Source organism: Mesorhizobium sp. WSM4308 (assembly GCF_002294905.1).
Taxonomy (GTDB): domain Bacteria; phylum Pseudomonadota; class Alphaproteobacteria; order Rhizobiales; family Rhizobiaceae; genus Mesorhizobium.
This window is the reverse complement of the sequence record NZ_NSFW01000002.1, coordinates 80,236-96,048: the sequence shown is the minus strand read 5'-3', so window position 1 is coordinate 96,048 and position 15,813 is coordinate 80,236. Positions and strand designations below refer to the sequence as shown.

The 15,813-nt window shown below is 62.8% G+C and carries 16 protein-coding genes and 1 riboswitch; of the genes, 10 read left to right on the top strand and 6 right to left on the bottom strand.

The genetic code is table 11. From position 1 onward, the window contains the following. Together CK227_RS03350 and ugpC are read left to right on the top strand one after the other, a co-directional pair. Positions 1–1,665, top strand: coding sequence for an alpha-glucosidase family protein (locus CK227_RS03350; RefSeq protein WP_095771551.1), 1,665 nt, complete (start codon positions 1–3; stop codon positions 1,663–1,665). A gap of 31 nt (positions 1,666–1,696) precedes the next feature. After that, entirely contained in the window at positions 1,697–2,809 is a 1,113-nt protein-coding gene (ugpC, locus tag CK227_RS03345) for a sn-glycerol-3-phosphate ABC transporter ATP-binding protein UgpC (RefSeq protein WP_095771550.1), read from the top strand. 84 nt (positions 2,810–2,893) lie between these two features. Here ugpC and CK227_RS03340 read toward each other — a convergent pair whose 3' ends face one another. From CK227_RS03340 to CK227_RS03330, 3 genes are all read right to left on the bottom strand, one after another. Continuing rightward, positions 2,894–3,145 carry a DUF680 domain-containing protein gene (locus CK227_RS03340; RefSeq protein WP_095771549.1) on the bottom strand — a complete coding sequence of 84 codons (252 nt, stop codon included), beginning with the start codon at positions 3,143–3,145 and terminating at the stop codon, positions 2,894–2,896. A 67-nt stretch (positions 3,146–3,212) separates the two neighbouring features. After that, the gene (locus CK227_RS03335; protein ID WP_095771548.1) at positions 3,213–3,416 is read right to left on the bottom strand and encodes a DUF680 domain-containing protein; all 204 of its coding nucleotides are present in this window, start codon (positions 3,414–3,416) and stop codon (positions 3,213–3,215) included. A gap of 72 nt (positions 3,417–3,488) precedes the next feature. Then, on the bottom strand, positions 3,489–3,686 hold the full coding sequence (locus CK227_RS03330) for a DUF680 domain-containing protein (protein WP_095771547.1): 198 nt from the start codon (positions 3,684–3,686) through the stop codon (positions 3,489–3,491). A 494-nt stretch (positions 3,687–4,180) separates the two neighbouring features. After that, positions 4,181–4,382: riboswitch (cobalamin riboswitch) on the top strand. Positions 4,383–4,495: 113 nt separating this feature from the next. On the opposite strand from CK227_RS03330, the gene CK227_RS03325 reads away from it, so the two are divergent. Continuing rightward, a complete protein-coding gene (locus CK227_RS03325; protein ID WP_095771546.1) occupies positions 4,496–5,743 on the top strand; it encodes an aromatic ring-hydroxylating dioxygenase subunit alpha in 1,248 nt (415 codons plus the stop codon). A 20-nt stretch (positions 5,744–5,763) separates the two neighbouring features. After that, entirely contained in the window at positions 5,764–6,858 is a 1,095-nt protein-coding gene (locus CK227_RS03320) for a hybrid-cluster NAD(P)-dependent oxidoreductase (RefSeq protein ID WP_095771921.1), read from the top strand. Between the two features lie 95 nt (positions 6,859–6,953). Here the strand turns inward: CK227_RS03320 and CK227_RS03315 are convergent, their stop codons facing one another. The 3 genes from CK227_RS03315 to CK227_RS03305 form a co-directional block, all read right to left on the bottom strand. Then, the gene (locus tag CK227_RS03315) at positions 6,954–7,583 is read right to left on the bottom strand and encodes an alpha-ketoglutarate-dependent dioxygenase AlkB (RefSeq protein ID WP_095771545.1); all 630 of its coding nucleotides are present in this window, start codon (positions 7,581–7,583) and stop codon (positions 6,954–6,956) included. 90 nt (positions 7,584–7,673) lie between these two features. After that, complete coding sequence (gene arfB / locus CK227_RS03310) at positions 7,674–8,111, bottom strand: alternative ribosome rescue aminoacyl-tRNA hydrolase ArfB (RefSeq protein WP_095771544.1); 438 nt, start codon at positions 8,109–8,111, stop codon at positions 7,674–7,676. 81 nt (positions 8,112–8,192) lie between these two features. Next, positions 8,193–9,803 (bottom strand): phosphoenolpyruvate carboxykinase, encoded by a 1,611-nt coding sequence (locus tag CK227_RS03305; protein WP_095771543.1) that lies wholly within the window; start codon positions 9,801–9,803, stop codon positions 8,193–8,195. Positions 9,804–10,146: 343 nt separating this feature from the next. On the opposite strand from CK227_RS03305, the gene CK227_RS03300 reads away from it, so the two are divergent. The 6 genes from CK227_RS03300 to ahcY all read left to right on the top strand — a co-directional run bounded on the left by CK227_RS03300 (position 10,147) and on the right by ahcY (position 15,693). Continuing rightward, the gene (locus tag CK227_RS03300) at positions 10,147–10,848 is read left to right on the top strand and encodes a response regulator transcription factor (RefSeq protein ID WP_010912942.1); all 702 of its coding nucleotides are present in this window, start codon (positions 10,147–10,149) and stop codon (positions 10,846–10,848) included. 137 nt (positions 10,849–10,985) lie between these two features. Further along, entirely contained in the window at positions 10,986–12,770 is a 1,785-nt protein-coding gene (locus CK227_RS03295; RefSeq protein ID WP_095771542.1) for a sensor histidine kinase, read from the top strand. A gap of 20 nt (positions 12,771–12,790) precedes the next feature. Next, positions 12,791–13,252: a serine kinase gene (locus CK227_RS03290; RefSeq protein WP_095771541.1), complete on the top strand. Its 462-nt coding sequence runs from the start codon at positions 12,791–12,793 to the stop codon at positions 13,250–13,252. A 164-nt stretch (positions 13,253–13,416) separates the two neighbouring features. Continuing rightward, positions 13,417–13,818 (top strand): PTS sugar transporter subunit IIA, encoded by a 402-nt coding sequence (locus CK227_RS03285; RefSeq protein ID WP_010912939.1) that lies wholly within the window; start codon positions 13,417–13,419, stop codon positions 13,816–13,818. Beyond that, complete coding sequence (locus CK227_RS03280) at positions 13,815–14,111, top strand: HPr family phosphocarrier protein (RefSeq protein ID WP_095771540.1); 297 nt, start codon at positions 13,815–13,817, stop codon at positions 14,109–14,111. The genes CK227_RS03285 and CK227_RS03280 overlap by 4 nt, the downstream gene beginning before the upstream one ends. 181 nt (positions 14,112–14,292) lie before the next feature. Then, entirely contained in the window at positions 14,293–15,693 is a 1,401-nt protein-coding gene (ahcY, locus tag CK227_RS03275; protein ID WP_010912937.1) for an adenosylhomocysteinase, read from the top strand. The last annotated feature ends 120 nt before the right edge of the window (positions 15,694–15,813 follow it).

The window sequence follows — 15,813 nt, the reverse complement described above, 5'->3', positions numbered from 1 at the left end:
ATGCAATCCGCTTTGAAAGCCAGTTCGAACCCCGACCTCGCCATCGATCGCGACTGGTGGCGAGGCGCGGTGATCTACCAGATCTATCCGCGCAGCTACCAGGATTCGAACGGCGACGGCATCGGCGACCTCAAGGGCATCATCGGACGGCTGCCCTACATCGCCGCGCTCGGCGCGGACGCCATCTGGATCTCGCCCTTCTTCAAATCGCCGATGAAGGATTTCGGCTATGACGTCTCGGACTATTGCGACGTCGACCCGATGTTCGGCACGCTGGCCGATTTCGACGCGCTGACGGCGGAGGCGCACCGGCTGGGTCTCAAGGTGATGATCGACGAAGTGCTGTCGCATACGGCCGACATCCATCCCTGGTTCAAGGAAAGCCGGTCGAGCCGTAGCAATTCCAAGGCCGACTGGTATGTCTGGGCGGACGCCAGGCCCGACGGGACGCCGCCCAACAACTGGCTGTCGATCTTCGGGGGGTCGGCCTGGCAGTGGGACACCAGCCGCCAGCAATATTACCTGCACAATTTCCTGGCCGAGCAGCCCGACCTCAATTTCCACAACCGCGAAGTCCAGGATGCGCTGCTCGACGTCACCCGCTTTTGGCTGGAACGCGGCGTCGACGGCTTTCGCCTCGACACGATCAATTTCTACTTCCACAGTCAGGGCCTGGAAAACAATCCGCCGCTGCCGCCGGAAGAACGCAACGACCAGACCGCGCCGGCGGTCAATCCCTACAACTACCAGGACCATCTCTACGACAAGAGCCGCCCGGAAAATCTCGGCTTCCTCGAACGCTTCCGCGCTTTGCTCGACGAATATCCGGCAACCGCCGCCGTCGGCGAGGTCGGCGATTCGCAGCGCGGGCTGGAAGTCGTGGCCGCCTACACGGCCGGCGGCAAGCGCGTGCACATGTGCTATTCCTTCGACTTCCTGGCGCCGGAAAAGATCAGCGCCGCCAAGGTGCGCTCGGTGCTGGAAGCCTTTGGCAAGGTCGCCAGCGACGGCTGGTCGTGCTGGGCGTTTTCCAACCATGACGTGATGCGCCCGGCCTCGCGCTGGGCCGCCGGCGAAGCCGACCCTGTCGCCTATCTCAAGGTCATCTCGGCATTGCTGATGTCGCTGCGCGGCTCGGTCTGCATCTACCAGGGCGAGGAACTCGGGCTGGGCGAGGCCGAACTGCGCTTCGAGGACCTGCAGGACCCCTATGGCATCCGCTTCTGGCCCGAGTTCAAGGGCCGCGACGGCTGCCGTACGCCCATGGTGTGGGATGGCGGCGCCAGGAATGGCGGCTTTTCCCAGGCCAAGCCCTGGCTGCCGGTGCCGGCCAAGCATCTGGCGCAGGCGGTCAATGTCCAGCAAGGCGACCAGGCTTCGCTGCTCGAGCACTATCGGCGCTTCCTGACCTTCCGCCGCGCCCATCCGGCTCTGGCCAAGGGCGACATCACCTTCATCGAAAGCGAGGGCGACACCGTCGCCTTCACGCGCCGCGCCGGCAACGAGCAGGTTGTCTGCGTCTTCAACCTGGGCGCCAAGCCGGCCAAGGTTGACCTTGGCAGCCGATCACTGCAACCTTTGCCGGGACACGGGTTTTCCGGGCAGGCGAGCACCGGTTCGATCGAGCTTGGCGGCTACGGCGCCTGGTTCGGGCGCATAGACTGAAATCTTTGAGGAAATCACTGGGAGGACACCAATGGCCGATGTCAATCTGAGACAAGTGAAGAAGTCCTACGGCAATCTCAACATTCTCCACGGCATCGACCTCGATATCAAATCGGGCGAGTTCATCGTCTTCGTCGGTCCATCGGGCTGCGGCAAGTCGACCTTGCTGCGCTCGATCGCCGGGCTCGAGGAAATCACGTCGGGCGAACTCAAGATCGATGGCGACGTTGTCAACGACGTGCCGCCGTCCAAGCGCGGCATCGCCATGGTGTTCCAGTCCTACGCGCTCTATCCGCATATGACGGTCTATGACAACATGGCGTTCTCGATGAGGATCGGCAAGGAGAACAAGGCCGAGATCGACCGCCGCGTGCGCCAGGCGGCGGAAATCCTGCAATTGACCAAGTATCTCGACCGGCTGCCCAAGGCTATGTCGGGCGGCCAGCGCCAGCGTGTCGCCATCGGCCGCGCCATCGTGCGCAATCCGAAAGTGTTCCTGTTCGACGAGCCGCTGTCGAACCTTGACGCCGCGCTACGCGTCGCCACGCGCATCGAGATCGCCAAGCTCAAGGAATCGATGCCCAACACGACGATGATCTATGTCACCCACGACCAGGTCGAGGCGATGACGCTGGCCGACCGCATCGTGGTGCTGAAGGACGGCCATGTCGAACAGGTCGGCACGCCGATGGACCTTTACAAGAAACCCGGCAATCTGTTCGTCGCCCAGTTCATCGGCTCACCGGCCATGAACATCCTGCCGGCAACCATCGACAAGACCGGCAACCCGACCGTCGTCAGCCATGTCGGCGGCCGCAAGGCGGCGGTGCCGATCACCACGCCGGCCTCGGCCAAGGGCGCGGCGGTCAGTTTCGGCGTGCGGCCGGAAGACCTGATGATCGCCAGCGGCGCGGACTATCTGTTCGAGGGAACGGTCGACTATGTCGAGCAGCTCGGCGAGGTCCAGCTGGTCTATGTCGATATCGGCCGCGCCGACCTGCCGCTGGTGACCAAACTGCCGGGCAATGTCGAGGTCAAGCGCGGTTCGACATTGCGGCTGAGCGCCAATGCCGAGGACCTGCATATCTTCGATGCGGACGGACATTCCTTCGCGCTGCAAAAGCCGGAAGCAAAAGCGGCTTGAGGCCGCCGGTCCTGCTGGGTCAAGGCAACAAAAAAGGGCGGCGGGCCAGGCCCGCCGCTCTTTTTTGGAAATCAGCTACGGCTGTTAACGGCCGAAGAGGTTGCGGTCGCTGCCCTGAGGAGCGGACTTCTGCGCGTCGCCCGACGAATTGAGCAGCTTGTAGACAGGCGAGCCGCTCTCGCGGATCGAAGCCGTACGCGAGTTGTCAATCGAAGTTGCGGCGGGCGAAGTCACGGCGGGCTGGTTGGCGCCATTGGAACCAAAATTGTCGCTGCCCGCGAAAGCGCTGCCGGAGATGGCCAGAACGGCGGCGGCAGCAAGGATGATCTTGTTCATGTTAGTCTCCTGAATTTCTGGATTTCACGGGAATGGCCGGCATCGCCGCCATTCCCGTAAACCGGCATTACTTGCCGAAGAGGTTGCGGTCAGCGCCCTGCTGAGCAGGCAGCTGGGTGGCCGGAGCCGACTTGTCGACCGAAGCCGTGTAGGAATGGTCGGCCGCAGCGGCCGACTGGTTGGCACCGTTGGAACCGTAGTTGTCGCTGCCAGCGAAGGCGCTGCCGGAAATGGCCAGGACGGCGGCGGCAGCAAGGATGATCTTGCTCATGTTAGTCTCCTGAATTTCTCAAGGTCGGCCAGAGCGGCGGGCGAAAAGCCCGCTGTCGGCCGGGATCTGTTGTTAGTTGTTGCCGAAGAGGTTGCGATCGGCGCCCTGGGCAGGCGTCTGAGCAGCCGGCTCCGACTTGTTGGTCGAAGCGGTGTACGAGCTGTCGACAGCCGTGGCTGCGGCGGCATTCGAACCATAGTGGTCGCTACCAGCAAAGGCGCTGCCGGAAATAGCCAGAAGGGCGGCGGCAGTGAGAACAATCTTTTTCATTTTTGGTACTCCAGTATTTTTTCCGTCCGTCTAGCGGCGTGTCTTGGGATTGAAATCGCGTCGTTCGGACAGGCCCGATGTGGGAAAGCCAGTTCGCCGTTTCCAATCACGAAGTTGTTCCGTGTGGACCAAGAATCCACCACTTGAAATTGTGCCAGGGCTTCCGAGCCATGCATTTTTCTTGTTGATATCAACCACTTAGTAAACGCCAGCCGCAAGGTCACAGACTGTATCGGAGGTCCATCGTTCACACCGTCCTGCACGCACCGTCAACAGAAACGAACCGTTCGGTTCGATTTTAGAGTCTGCTAATAGTCACTTTTCGAAACCGTTAACCTCTTTTGCCCCAGTTCCGGGTCGATTTTGACAGCCGGCACAGCTATCGGCGGAGGCGATTTTCGTGACCGCTGCCCGTGACCTGATCGTTGCGCATGCGTGTCGCGCCGCATGGATACGATGTCGCTTTCATGCCGATGTCGCAAACGCTGTCGTGATTAGATCATGTCATCTCAGGTGCCGCTTCGTGACGACGGGGCGGAGAATTGGGAAGCCGGTCAAAATCCGGCGCTGCCCCCGCAACGGTGGTGGAGTTCAAGTCGCAACGGGAGACCACTGGGCAAAAGCCTGGGAAGGTGTCGCGACCGTCCGCAAGGACACTCCAGAGCCCGGAAACCAGCCCGAGATTTTTGAACTCGACTGATCGCGGTGGGCGGTCAAGAGGCGGATCGCGCGTGCCCGGCTTTCGCCGAGCTGCGTCTCATCCTTCCTCAATCACCACCAGTTCAGTCCTTGAAGTATGAGGACAGGACATGGATGCGCGCAACGATATGCTGAGGCTGTTGAATGGCCGCAGAGAGGGCTTCTCGCTCGAGCAGCCCTTCTATACCGATCCCGATTTCTTCAAGCTCGACATGGAGCTGATCTGGTATCGCGACTGGCTGTTCGTCGGCCATGATTGCGAACTGCCCAAGCCCGGCAGCTTCATCACCGTACAGATCGGCGACTACCCTGTCGTGCTGGTGCGCGATCAGCAGGGCAAGATCAACGCCTTCCATAATTCCTGCCGCCACCGCGGCAGCCGCGTCTGCAACACCGACAAGGGCATGGCCGCCAAGCTGGTCTGCCCCTATCACCAATGGACCTATGAGTTGGACGGAAGGCTGCTGTTTGCCCGCCAGATGGCAGACGGCTTCGACAAAAGCCAGTTCGGCCTGAAGCCGGTCGCCTGCGAAAGCGTGGCCGGCTATATCTTCATCTGCCTGGCCAAGGAACCCGCCGACTTCGCGCCGATGCGGGCGATGATCGAACCCTATCTCAAGCCGCACCGGCTCAGCGAAGCAAAGATCGCCTTCGAGAGCACGATCGTCGAGAAGGGCAACTGGAAGCTCGTCTGGGAAAACAACCGCGAGTGCTATCATTGCGCCGGCAATCACCCGGAACTGTGCAAGACCTTCCCGGAAGCCCCGACGGTGACCGGCGTGCAAGGCGCCGACAGAGATCCGGAAATGCTGGCACACTGGGCCAAATGCGAGGCGGCCGGGCTGCCGAGCAAGTTCCGCATCGATCCGGCCGGGCAATACCGCGCCACCCGCGCGCCGCTGCTGCGCGATGCGGTCAGCTACACGATGACGGGCAAGCGGGCGGTGAAGAAGAACCTGTCCGACAGCGTCTCGGCCGACCGCATCGGCTCCTTGCTGCTCTATCACTATCCGACGACGTGGAACCACATCCTCGGCGACCATGCCGTCACCTTCCGCGTGGTGCCGATCAGCGCCACGGAAACCGCGGTGACGACCAAATGGCTGGTGCACAAGGACGCAGTCGAGGGCGTCGACTACGATCTTGCCGAACTCACCCATGTCTGGACCGAGACCAACGACCAGGATCGCCGCATCGTCGAGGAAAACGCCTTCGGCATTCTGTCGCCGGCCTATGAGCCCGGCCCCTATTCGGAGCTGCACGAGGGCGGCGTGATCCAGTTTGTCGAATGGTACGCGTCCTTCATCGGCCCACGGCTTGCCGAAGACGGCCGGCCGGCTTTGCGCAGTGTCGCCTGAGAGGTTTGGGGATGAACGCGATGACGGATCTTGGCCTCTATCGCCATCTCGATCAGATGGCGCCCTGGAACGACAGGCTGCAGGTGCTGGAAGTGATCGGCGTCAGCGACGAGGCGCCTGACGTCAAGACCTTCACCTTCCGCTCCGACAACCAGACCTGGTTCCGCTACAAGCCGGGCCAGTTCGTGACGCTGGAACTGCCGACGTCGGACGGACCGCTGATGCGCACCTATACGCTGTCGTCGTCGCCGTCACGGCCGTTCTCGATCGCGGTGACGGTGAAGGCGCAGGCCGGCAGCATCGGCACACGCTGGATGTTCGAACACCTTGTGCCCGGATCGCACGTCAAGGCCTATGGGCCGAGCGGCGACTTTTCGCTGCACAGCCACCCGGCGGCCAAATATCTGTTCATCTCGGCCGGTTCCGGCGTGACGCCGATGATGTCGATGCTGCGTTGGCTGAACGATTGCGCGCCATGGACCGATGTCGGCTTCGTCAACTGCGCGCGGCGCGCCGAAGAGATCATCTTCCGCAAGGAACTCGAACTGCTCGGCGGCCATATGCCGGGCCTGTCGCTCGGCTTCATGATCGAGGAGCGGTCGAGCCGCGAGGGCTGGTATGGCCATATGGGCCGCATCGACGCGATCCGGCTGCCGCTGCTGGCGCCCGATTTCCGCGAACGCGAGATCTTCTGCTGCGGTCCGGATCCTTTCATGCGCGCCGTGCGCGGCATGCTTGAAGCCGCCGGCTTCGACATGACGAAATACCATCAGGAGAGCTTTGCCGCCCCCGCGGTTGAGGAAGTCCCGGCGCCGTTCGCATCGCCTGGGGAAGACGTTGCCGTTCCTATCGAGGCAACCCCGATCCGCTTCGCGCTTTCGGATGTCGATGCCGAGTGCATCGCCGGCCAGACCGTGCTGCAGACGGCGCGTTCCTCGGGTGTGCGGATCCCCGCGGCCTGCGAATTCGGCCTGTGCGGAACCTGCAAGGTGAAGAAAGTCTCCGGCGCCGTCGAGATGAGCCACAATGGCGGCATCCTCGATCACGAGATAGATGACGGCTTCATCCTCGCCTGCTGCTCGAAGCCGCTTTCGGCTCTCGAAATCGAGGCGTGACAGCGTCGGGCGGCCCCGGCGCGGCAGCCTTGCCAAGCAGTTGCGGCTGTTTCCAAGACCCTGGCGACCTCGGTAGGGCGCGCGTCAGGATCGGCTTATAAGGCGTTCTCGTTCGGCTTCGTCACCCGCCGCAGCGTCAGATTGATCCTGCCGCCGTTCTTGAGCAGCGCCGAGGTCGAGGGATAGATGCGGTCGACGCCGTGGAAGGCGAGACGGCCCTCGCCGCCGAGCACGACGACGTCGCCGCTCTTCAGCCTGAACGATTTGGTGGCGCCGTCGCGCGTCGTCTGGCCGACCCTGAACAGGCAATCGTCGCCCAGCGAGACAGAGACGACAGGCGCCGAGAAATCGGCCTCGTCGCGGTCCTGGTGCAGGCCCATCTTCGCGTCGGCCGTGTAGAAATTGATAAGACAGGCCTCCGGCGGATTCGGATAGCCCGACACCTGCCGCCAAAGATCGAGCAGGCCCTCTGGGATCGGCGGCCATGGCTCTCCGGTCAGCGGATGCGTCGGCTGGTAGCGATAGCCGCGCTCCTTGTCGGTGACCCAGCCGAGCAGGCCGCAATTGGTCATGCGCACGCTCATCTCCTTGCCGGTGCGCGGCATGGCAGGGACGAACAGCGGGGCCTGCTGGACGATGCCTCTCACCTCTTCGACCAGCGCCTCCTGAACAGCGCGGGAGAGATGGGCCGGCATGTGACGGACGCCTTTGGGCAAAACGAGCATGAGGTCGGTGATAATCCGGTTGCTGCTTTGACCTTGAAGAATGCCACACGGAGGCGCTGACAACGACCCGAAAACGTTCTGGCAGACGGATCAGTCGTCGCCGACGCGGCCGCGCAGCTTCTTGATCGTGCCGCGTCCAGCCTTGCTCTTCAGCCGCCGCTCCACCGCGCCTTTCGAAGGGCGCGTCTTCTTGCGGGGTGGCGGCGGCGGTTCGGCTGCCTTGGCGACAAGCGCCGTGAGCCTCGCCCGGGCGTCCGCCCGGTTCTGCTCCTGGGTGCGGAAGCGCCCGGCCTCGATGACGATGACGCCGTCCTTGGTGGCGCGCTGGCCGGCAAGCTTGATCGTGCGGGCACGCACGCGTTCCGACAGGCCGGCCGCGCCGGCCGCGTCGAAGCGCAGTTGCACGGCGGTTGCCACCTTGTTGACGTTCTGGCCACCCGGCCCCGACGAGCGGATGAAATCCTCGTGCAGGTCACCGGGATGGATCACGGCTTCGCCCGATATGATGATGTCGTCGTCGATCGGCATGCCGCAGTCATGGCGCGGCGGCGGACAAAAGAAAAGGCCCGATCGAAATCGGGCCTTCAATGGTGCTGAGCGACGTGACGATTACTCCGCCGCTTCCTGCATGCGTGGCGCCGCACCCATGACGGTTGCATCGACATGCGGCTCGAATTTCTCGAAGTTGACGGCGAACATGCCGACCAGTCTTGCCGCCTGGCGGTCATAGGCGGGCTTGTCGGCCCAGGTCGAGCGCGGATCGAGAATGGCGCTATCGACGCCAGGCACCGCCACCGGCACCTCGAAGCCGAAATTGGCATCGGTGCGGAATTCGGCTGTCTTCAGCGAGCCGTCGAGCGCGGCGGCCAGCAGAGCGCGTGTCGCCTTGATCGGCATGCGCTTGCCGGTGCCGTAGGCGCCGCCGGTCCAGCCGGTGTTGACCAGCCAGCAATCGGCGCCGTGGCTGGCGATGAGCTCGCGCAGCAGATTGCCGTATTCCGAGGGGTGGCGCGGCATGAACGGAGCGCCGAAACAGGTCGAAAACGTCGCTTCGGGTTCGGTGACGCCCTTTTCGGTTCCGGCCACCTTGGCCGTATAGCCGGAGAGGAAATGATACATCGCCTGCGCCGGGGTCAGCCGCGCGATCGGCGGCATCACGCCGAAGGCGTCGGCGGTCAGCATGATGATGTTTTTGGGATGACTGGCGCGCCCGGTCTTCGAGGCGTTAGGGATGAAGTCGAGCGGATAGGCGCAGCGTGTGTTTTCGGTAAGGCGGCCATCGTTGAAGTCCGGCACGCCGTCGGCGTCGAGCACGACATTTTCCAGCACCGTGCCGAAGCGCTGCGTGGTGGCGAATATCTCCGGCTCGGCTTCAGCCGACAGCTTGATCGTCTTGGCGTAGCAGCCGCCTTCGAAATTGAAGATGCCGTGCGGGCCCCAGCCATGCTCGTCGTCGCCTATCAGCGTGCGCGACGGATCGGCCGACAGTGTCGTCTTGCCGGTGCCGGAAAGCCCGAAGAAGACGGCCGCTTCGCCGGCCGGCCCCTCATTGGCCGAACAATGCATCGGCATCACGCCCTTCTGCGGCAGCAGATAGTTGAGCATGGTGAACACCGACTTCTTCATCTCGCCGGCATAGGAGGTGCCGCCGATCAGCACGATCTTGCGGGTAAGGTCGACGGCAATCACCGTTTCCGCGCGGCTGCCGTGGCGGGGGGGGTCGGCGCGGAAGGACGGCAGGTCGATGATCGTCATCTCCGACACGAACTGTTCGAGCTCGGCCTTGTCCGGACGGATGAGAAGATTGCGGATGAACAGCGAGTGCCAGGCAAACTCGGTGATGACGCGCGTCGGCAGTTTCAGCTCGGCATCGGCGCCGCCGACGAGGTCCTGAACATAGAGATCCTTGTCCGCGGCGTGAGCAAGGAAATCGGCGAACAGCGTTTCGAACTGGGCCGGCGAGATCGCCTTGTTGTTGTCCCACCAGACATGCGCCTCGGTGTTGGCGTCGCGGACGACGAACTTGTCCTTTGGCGAACGGCCTGTGTGCTGTCCGGTCTCGGCGACCAGCGCGCCATGCGCGGTCAGCCGGGCCTCGCCGCGCCGGATCGCCTCCTCGTAAAGGGCGGCCGCGCCAAAATTATAGCGCACCATACCGGTGGTTTTCAGGCCGATACGATCGATCGGGCAAGCAGGATTGCGTTTGCCGACTTCCGACATTGGTGTCCCTTCTACGATTTGCCGCATCTTTGCCGGCGCATTTCCGGCACGCCCGCCGAGCGGGCTGAGATGGTCAAAACCAGAAAAGCCAAATGATATCAAATCATTAATCGATTTAAAAATTTTGAAAGTTGTTTAAATCGTTTATATATGCGAAAAGTTTCACGGTTGCCCAAAGGATTGGCGATGTTCGTTCGTCCAATCCATGTCGAGGTAGGATTGTGGCCTGCGGCACCCCGCGCGTGACAGCGGACAAGGCCTATGCCACATTTTGTACCTAATTTGTCCTGCAAAAGCCCCTTCTCTACGAAAGAAGGGACAGCTCATGAGGGAGCCGCTTGAAATGGCAACAATCGCGCTTGTCGATGACGACCGCAACATTCTGACGTCGGTGTCGATCGCCCTCGAATCCGAGGGATATCGCGTCGAGACCTACACGGATGGTGCGTCCGCGCTGGAAGGCCTGGCGGCACGTCCGCCGAATCTTGCCATCCTCGACATCAAGATGCCGCGCATGGACGGCATGGAGCTCTTGCGCCGGATGCGCCAGAAGTCCGATCTGCCGGTGATCTTCCTGACCTCCAAGGACGACGAGATCGATGAATTGTTCGGCCTCAAGATGGGCGCCGACGATTTCATCCGCAAACCGTTCTCGCAGCGCCTGCTGGTCGAGCGGGTGCGCGCCGTGCTGCGCCGTGCCAGCGCCCGCGAGGCTGCGGCAAAGGCGCCCAGCCAGCAGGCCCGCTCGCTCGAGCGCGGCCAGCTCGTCATGGACCAGGAGCGCCACACCTGCACCTGGAAGGGCGAACCGGTGACGCTCACCGTCACCGAATTCCTGATACTGCATTCGCTGGCGCAGCGCCCCGGTGTCGTAAAAAGCCGTGATGCGCTGATGGATTCGGCCTATGATGAGCAGGTCTATGTCGACGACCGTACGATCGACAGCCACATCAAGCGGCTGCGCAAGAAGTTCAAGGCTGTCGACGACGACTTCGAGATGATCGAAACCCTTTACGGAGTCGGATACCGGTTCCGCGAAGCGTGAAATAGGCAGTAGGCAGTAGGGAATAGTCAGTAGTCCGTTTTGAATGGTGCGAGCGGCCACATTACCGCGATCTCAGCCACTTCTCTATTCCCTACTGCCTACTCGCTACTCACTAATTAGGCAGGGCCTGCTATTCGATGGCAGTGGAAGCACAGCGAACAAGACCGACGGGCGCCGCCAGGCGGCCGTCGCGCATCATGCCGTCCTTCGTCTCGAAGATCACGGTGCCGATGCGCCGCTTCCTCGGCCACCACATCTTTTCCAGCCTGACCCGGCGCATCCTGTTTCTCAACCTTGCCGGCCTGGCTGTCCTGGTCACCGGCATCCTCTACCTCAACACCTTCCGCGACGGGCTGATCGATGCCCGCGTCGAAAGCCTGATGACGCAGGGCGAGATCATCGCCGGCGCGATCGCGGCGTCGGCGACGGTCGAAACCGATTCGATCAGCATCGACCCGGAAAAGCTGCTTGAGCTGCAGGCCGGCGAAAGCCTGGGGCCGGGCTCGGATCAACTCGACAATCTCGACTTTCCGATCAATCCCGAGCGTGTCGCGCCAGTGCTGCGGCGGCTGATCTCGCCGACCCGCACGCGGGCCCGCATCTATGACCGCGACGCCAATCTGCTGCTCGATTCGCGCCACCTCTATTCGCGCGGCCAGATCCTGCGCTACGATCTGCCGCCGGTCGAGGAGGAAGAGCCCGACCTTGTCGAACGCGTCCAGAAGTTCATCTTCGACTTCTTCCGCAACACCGACCTGCCGGTCTATCGCGAGCAGCCGGGCGGCAATGGCGCCGCCTTCCCGGAAGTGGTCAAGGCGCTGACCGGCAGCCCGTCGACCATCGTGCGCGTCTCCGAGCAGGGCGAGCAGATCGTTTCGGTGGCGGTACCAATCCAGCGCTTCCGCGCCGTCCTCGGCGTGCTGATGCTGTCGACCGAAGGCGGCGACATCGACAAGATCGTCGCGGCAGAGCGCAAGGCGATCCTGCGCGTCTTCGGCATCGCGGCACTGGTCACCGCCATCCTGTCGATGCTTTTGGCCTCGACCATCGCCAATCCGCTGCGCCGGCTGTCTGCCGCGGCGGTGCGGGTCCGGCGCGGCGTCAAGAGCCGTGAGGAAATCCCCGACTTTTCCGACCGGCAGGACGAGATCGGCAATCTTTCGGTCGCCGTGCGCGACATGACCAACGCGCTCTATGCTCGCATCGAGGCGATCGAAAGCTTCGCCGCCGATGTGTCGCACGAATTGAAGAACCCGCTGACCTCGCTGCGCAGCGCCGTGGAAACCTTGCCCCTGGCCAAGAACGACAATTCGCGCAGCCGGCTGATGGACATCATCCAGCATGACGTGCGCCGGCTGGACCGACTGATCACCGACATTTCCGACGCTTCCCGTCTCGATGCCGAACTGGCGCGAGAAGATGCGGGAACGGTCGACCTGAAGAAATTCATCACCGACCTCGTCGCCGTGTCGCGCGAGACCACGCGCAACAAGAAGGCGGTCGAGATCGAACTCAAGGTCGCCAAGCTGCCGCAGGGCGTGAAAGGCTATTTCGTCGCCGGCCACGACCTGCGCATCGGCCAGGTCGTCACCAATCTGATCGAGAATGCGCGCTCCTTCGTTCCCGAGGCCCATGGCCACATCAGCCTGTCGCTGGCGCGCGCCGGCAAGTTCAACATCCTGACCGTCGACGACAATGGTCCCGGCATCCGCGCCGACAATATCGACCGCATCTTCGAACGCTTCTACACCGACCGGCCGGCGGGCGAGGCGTTCGGCCAGAATTCGGGCCTTGGCCTGTCGATCTCCAGGCAGATCGTCGAAGCCCATGGCGGCACGCTGACCGCCGAGAACATTCCCGGCACCAAGCCCGGCGAGATCAAGGGCGCGCGCTTCGTCGTGACGCTGCCGGCCGAAGGCTGACCTCTAGCTCGAACATAACCATGCCCGAACCCGCCGCGCAGCCTGAAAACATTCACGGAACCGCGATCCTGATCGGCGACCGCGGCGTCCTTATCACCGGGCCGTCCGGCGCCGGCAAGACGACGCTGGCGCTGACACTCCTGGACCATTGCCGCGCGCGAGGCCTGTTCTCACGGCTGATCGGCGACGACAGGCTGCTTGCCGCGGCCCGCGCCGGGCGGCTGGTCTGTCGCGTGCCGCCGACTATCGCCGGTCTCGCCGAAGTCCCTGGGTTCATGCCGCGCCCGCTGCCGTTCGAACCGGGCGGAGTGATCGACCTGCATGTGAGGCTGGTGCCAAAGGCAGAGATGGCCCGTTTCCAGGAGGAAATCAGCGAGCCGGTCGCAGGCTGCCCGGTACCGCGTATCGACCTTGCCGAGCGTAACGCCGCCACGGCCCTGCCCGCCGTGATGGCGCGGCTGTCCATCATGCCTTTTCTATGATCCGCCCTGGGTTTTTTGCTGCAATGCGTCAAAATGGCATGGGCCGGCGCAATTTTGGGCTTGTCAACGGGCCGCGCGTCGACAAGATAGCGCTCCCGCCGCCTGGAATGGCTGGCGAACATAAAATGCGCCTGTGAAGCGGCGATGACGGGAGCCACCAAAGAATGATCGGACTCGTGCTTGTAACGCACGGTCAACTGGCCACCGAGTTCCGACATGCCGTCGAACATGTCGTCGGGCCACAAGACAATTTCGAAACCGTGGCGATCGGTGCCGACGACGATATGGAACAGCGTCGCCGCGACATCGTCGACGCCGTGGCCCGTGTCGATACCGGGGCTGGTGTTATCGTGCTGACCGACATGTTCGGCGGCACGCCGTCGAACCTCGCCATTTCGGTGATGGAGTCCGGCCGCACCGAGGTGATCGCCGGCATGAACCTGCCGATGCTGATCAAGCTGTCCTCGATCCGCAAGGGCGACAATATGGCCGCCGCGCTCGACGAGGCGCAGGCCGCCGGGCGCAAATACATCAATGTCGCCAGCCAGCTTCTGAGCAGCAAATGAACGCGATATCCCCGGAAAAGGACCACATCGTCCGGGAGTTTCCGATCGTCAACCAACGCGGCCTGCATGCGCGCGCCTCGGCGAAATTCGTCCAGCTCGCCAGCGGTTTCGACGCAGCGGTCCATGTCGAGAAGGACGGCGTCAAGGTCGGCGGCACGTCGATCATGGGCCTGATGATGCTGGCCGCCAGCCCAGGCTACTCGATCCGCGTCACCGCCAGCGGGCCGGAAGCGCTCGAGGTCATGGACGCGCTTGAACAGCTTGTCGCCTCCCGCTTCGGCGAGGAATGCTGATCCCGGACGCTGCCCAAGCATGCTCGCAGGACATGCAGGGATAAAGATTTCTTTATATCCCATTGTCGACTTGAGCCTGATCTGCTAGTCAGGCCGGCAATTCGCGTCCTTCGACGCGCCGACCGGGCGCGGGCGCACCCGCAACCAATTCGCAGCACAACAATTCGCAGGGAGTACTACCATGACGGGTAGCAAGGATTATGTGGTCGCCGACATCTCGCTTGCCGGCTGGGGCCGCAAGGAACTCGATATCGCCGAAACCGAAATGCCGGGCCTGATGGCCTGCCGCGAGGAATTCGGCGCCAAGAAGCCGCTGAAGGGCGCGCGCATCACCGGCTCGCTGCACATGACCATCCAGACCGCGGTGCTGATCGAGACGCTGAAGGCGCTCGGTGCCGACATCCGCTGGGCCTCCTGCAACATCTTCTCGACCCAGGACCACGCCGCCGCGGCCATCGCCGAGGCCGGCATTCCGGTCTTCGCCGTCAAGGGAGAGAGCCTCGAACAGTACTGGGACTACACCGACCGGATCTTCCAGTGGGCCGACGGCGGCCTCTCCAACATGATCCTCGACGATGGCGGCGACGCCACCATGTACATCCTGATCGGCGCCCGCGCCGAGGCCGGCGAGGACGTGCTGTCCAACCCGCAGAGCGAGGAAGAGGAATATTTCTACGCCCAGGTCAAAAAGCGCCTGAAGGCTTCGCCCGGCTTCTTCACCAAGCAGAAGGCTGCGATCCGCGGCGTCACCGAAGAGACGACCACCGGCGTCAACCGGCTCTACCAGCTGCAGAAGAAGGGCCTGCTGCCCTTCCCCGCCATCAACGTCAACGATTCCGTCACCAAGTCGAAGTTCGACAACAAGTATGGCTGCAAGGAATCGCTGGTCGACGGCATCCGTCGCGGCACCGACACGATGATGGCCGGCAAGGTCGCGGTCGTCTGCGGCTATGGCGACGTCGGCAAGGGCTCGTCGGCCTCGCTCAAGGGCGCCGGCGCCCGCGTCAAGGTCACCGAGGTCGATCCGATCTGCGCGCTGCAGGCGGCGATGGACGGCTTTGAAGTGGTGACGCTGGAAGACGCGGCTCCGACCGCCGACATCGTCATCACCACCACCGGCAACAAGGATGTCGTCACCCTCGACCATATGCGGTCGATGAAGGACATGGTGATCGTCGGCAATATCGGCCACTTCGACAACGAGATCCAGGTCGCCTCGCTGCGCAACCTGAAATGGACCAACGTCAAGCCGCAGGTCGACATGATCACCTTCCCGGACGGCAAGCGGATGATCCTTCTGTCGGAAGGCCGCCTGCTCAATCTCGGCAACGCCACCGGCCATCCGAGCTTCGTCATGTCGGCGTCTTTCACCAACCAGGTGCTGGCCCAGATCGAGCTGTTCACCAAGGGCGAACAGTACCAGAACCAGGTCTATGTCCTGCCCAAGCATCTCGACGAGAAGGTCGCGCGCCTGCACCTCGACAAGCTCGGCGCACGCCTGACCGAACTGTCGGGTGAGCAGGCCGCCTATATCGGCGTCACGCCGCAGGGCCCGTTCAAGCCGGAACACTACCGCTATTAACCAAAGCTAAATTTGCTACCATATATTGAGGCCGGGCGATTGACTTTTCGCCCGGCTTTATTTTTGCGCGCGATCAGCCTTCACGCCGATTCGGCGAGGGTTTATTGTCGGGTGATTCGC

What these genes read in the sequence shown, in the direction of transcription:
- CK227_RS03350 (WP_095771551.1), top strand. Translation starts at nt 1, where the DNA reads ATGCAATCCGCTTTGAAAGCCAGTTCGAACCCCGACCTCGCCATCGAT.
- ugpC (WP_095771550.1), top strand. Translation starts at nt 1,697, where the DNA reads ATGGCCGATGTCAATCTGAGACAAGTGAAGAAGTCCTACGGCAATCTC.
- CK227_RS03340 (WP_095771549.1), bottom strand. Translation starts at nt 3,145, where the DNA reads ATGAACAAGATCATCCTTGCTGCCGCCGCCGTTCTGGCCATCTCCGGC.
- CK227_RS03335 (WP_095771548.1), bottom strand. Translation starts at nt 3,416, where the DNA reads ATGAGCAAGATCATCCTTGCTGCCGCCGCCGTCCTGGCCATTTCCGGC.
- CK227_RS03330 (WP_095771547.1), bottom strand. Translation starts at nt 3,686, where the DNA reads ATGAAAAAGATTGTTCTCACTGCCGCCGCCCTTCTGGCTATTTCCGGC.
- CK227_RS03325 (WP_095771546.1), top strand. Translation starts at nt 4,496, where the DNA reads ATGGATGCGCGCAACGATATGCTGAGGCTGTTGAATGGCCGCAGAGAG.
- CK227_RS03320 (WP_095771921.1), top strand. Translation starts at nt 5,764, where the DNA reads ATGACGGATCTTGGCCTCTATCGCCATCTCGATCAGATGGCGCCCTGG.
- CK227_RS03315 (WP_095771545.1), bottom strand. Translation starts at nt 7,583, where the DNA reads ATGCTCGTTTTGCCCAAAGGCGTCCGTCACATGCCGGCCCATCTCTCC.
- arfB (WP_095771544.1), bottom strand. Translation starts at nt 8,111, where the DNA reads ATGCCGATCGACGACGACATCATCATATCGGGCGAAGCCGTGATCCAT.
- CK227_RS03305 (WP_095771543.1), bottom strand. Translation starts at nt 9,803, where the DNA reads ATGTCGGAAGTCGGCAAACGCAATCCTGCTTGCCCGATCGATCGTATC.
- CK227_RS03300 (WP_010912942.1), top strand. Translation starts at nt 10,147, where the DNA reads ATGGCAACAATCGCGCTTGTCGATGACGACCGCAACATTCTGACGTCG.
- CK227_RS03295 (WP_095771542.1), top strand. Translation starts at nt 10,986, where the DNA reads ATGGCAGTGGAAGCACAGCGAACAAGACCGACGGGCGCCGCCAGGCGG.
- CK227_RS03290 (WP_095771541.1), top strand. Translation starts at nt 12,791, where the DNA reads ATGCCCGAACCCGCCGCGCAGCCTGAAAACATTCACGGAACCGCGATC.
- CK227_RS03285 (WP_010912939.1), top strand. Translation starts at nt 13,417, where the DNA reads ATGATCGGACTCGTGCTTGTAACGCACGGTCAACTGGCCACCGAGTTC.
- CK227_RS03280 (WP_095771540.1), top strand. Translation starts at nt 13,815, where the DNA reads ATGAACGCGATATCCCCGGAAAAGGACCACATCGTCCGGGAGTTTCCG.
- ahcY (WP_010912937.1), top strand. Translation starts at nt 14,293, where the DNA reads ATGACGGGTAGCAAGGATTATGTGGTCGCCGACATCTCGCTTGCCGGC.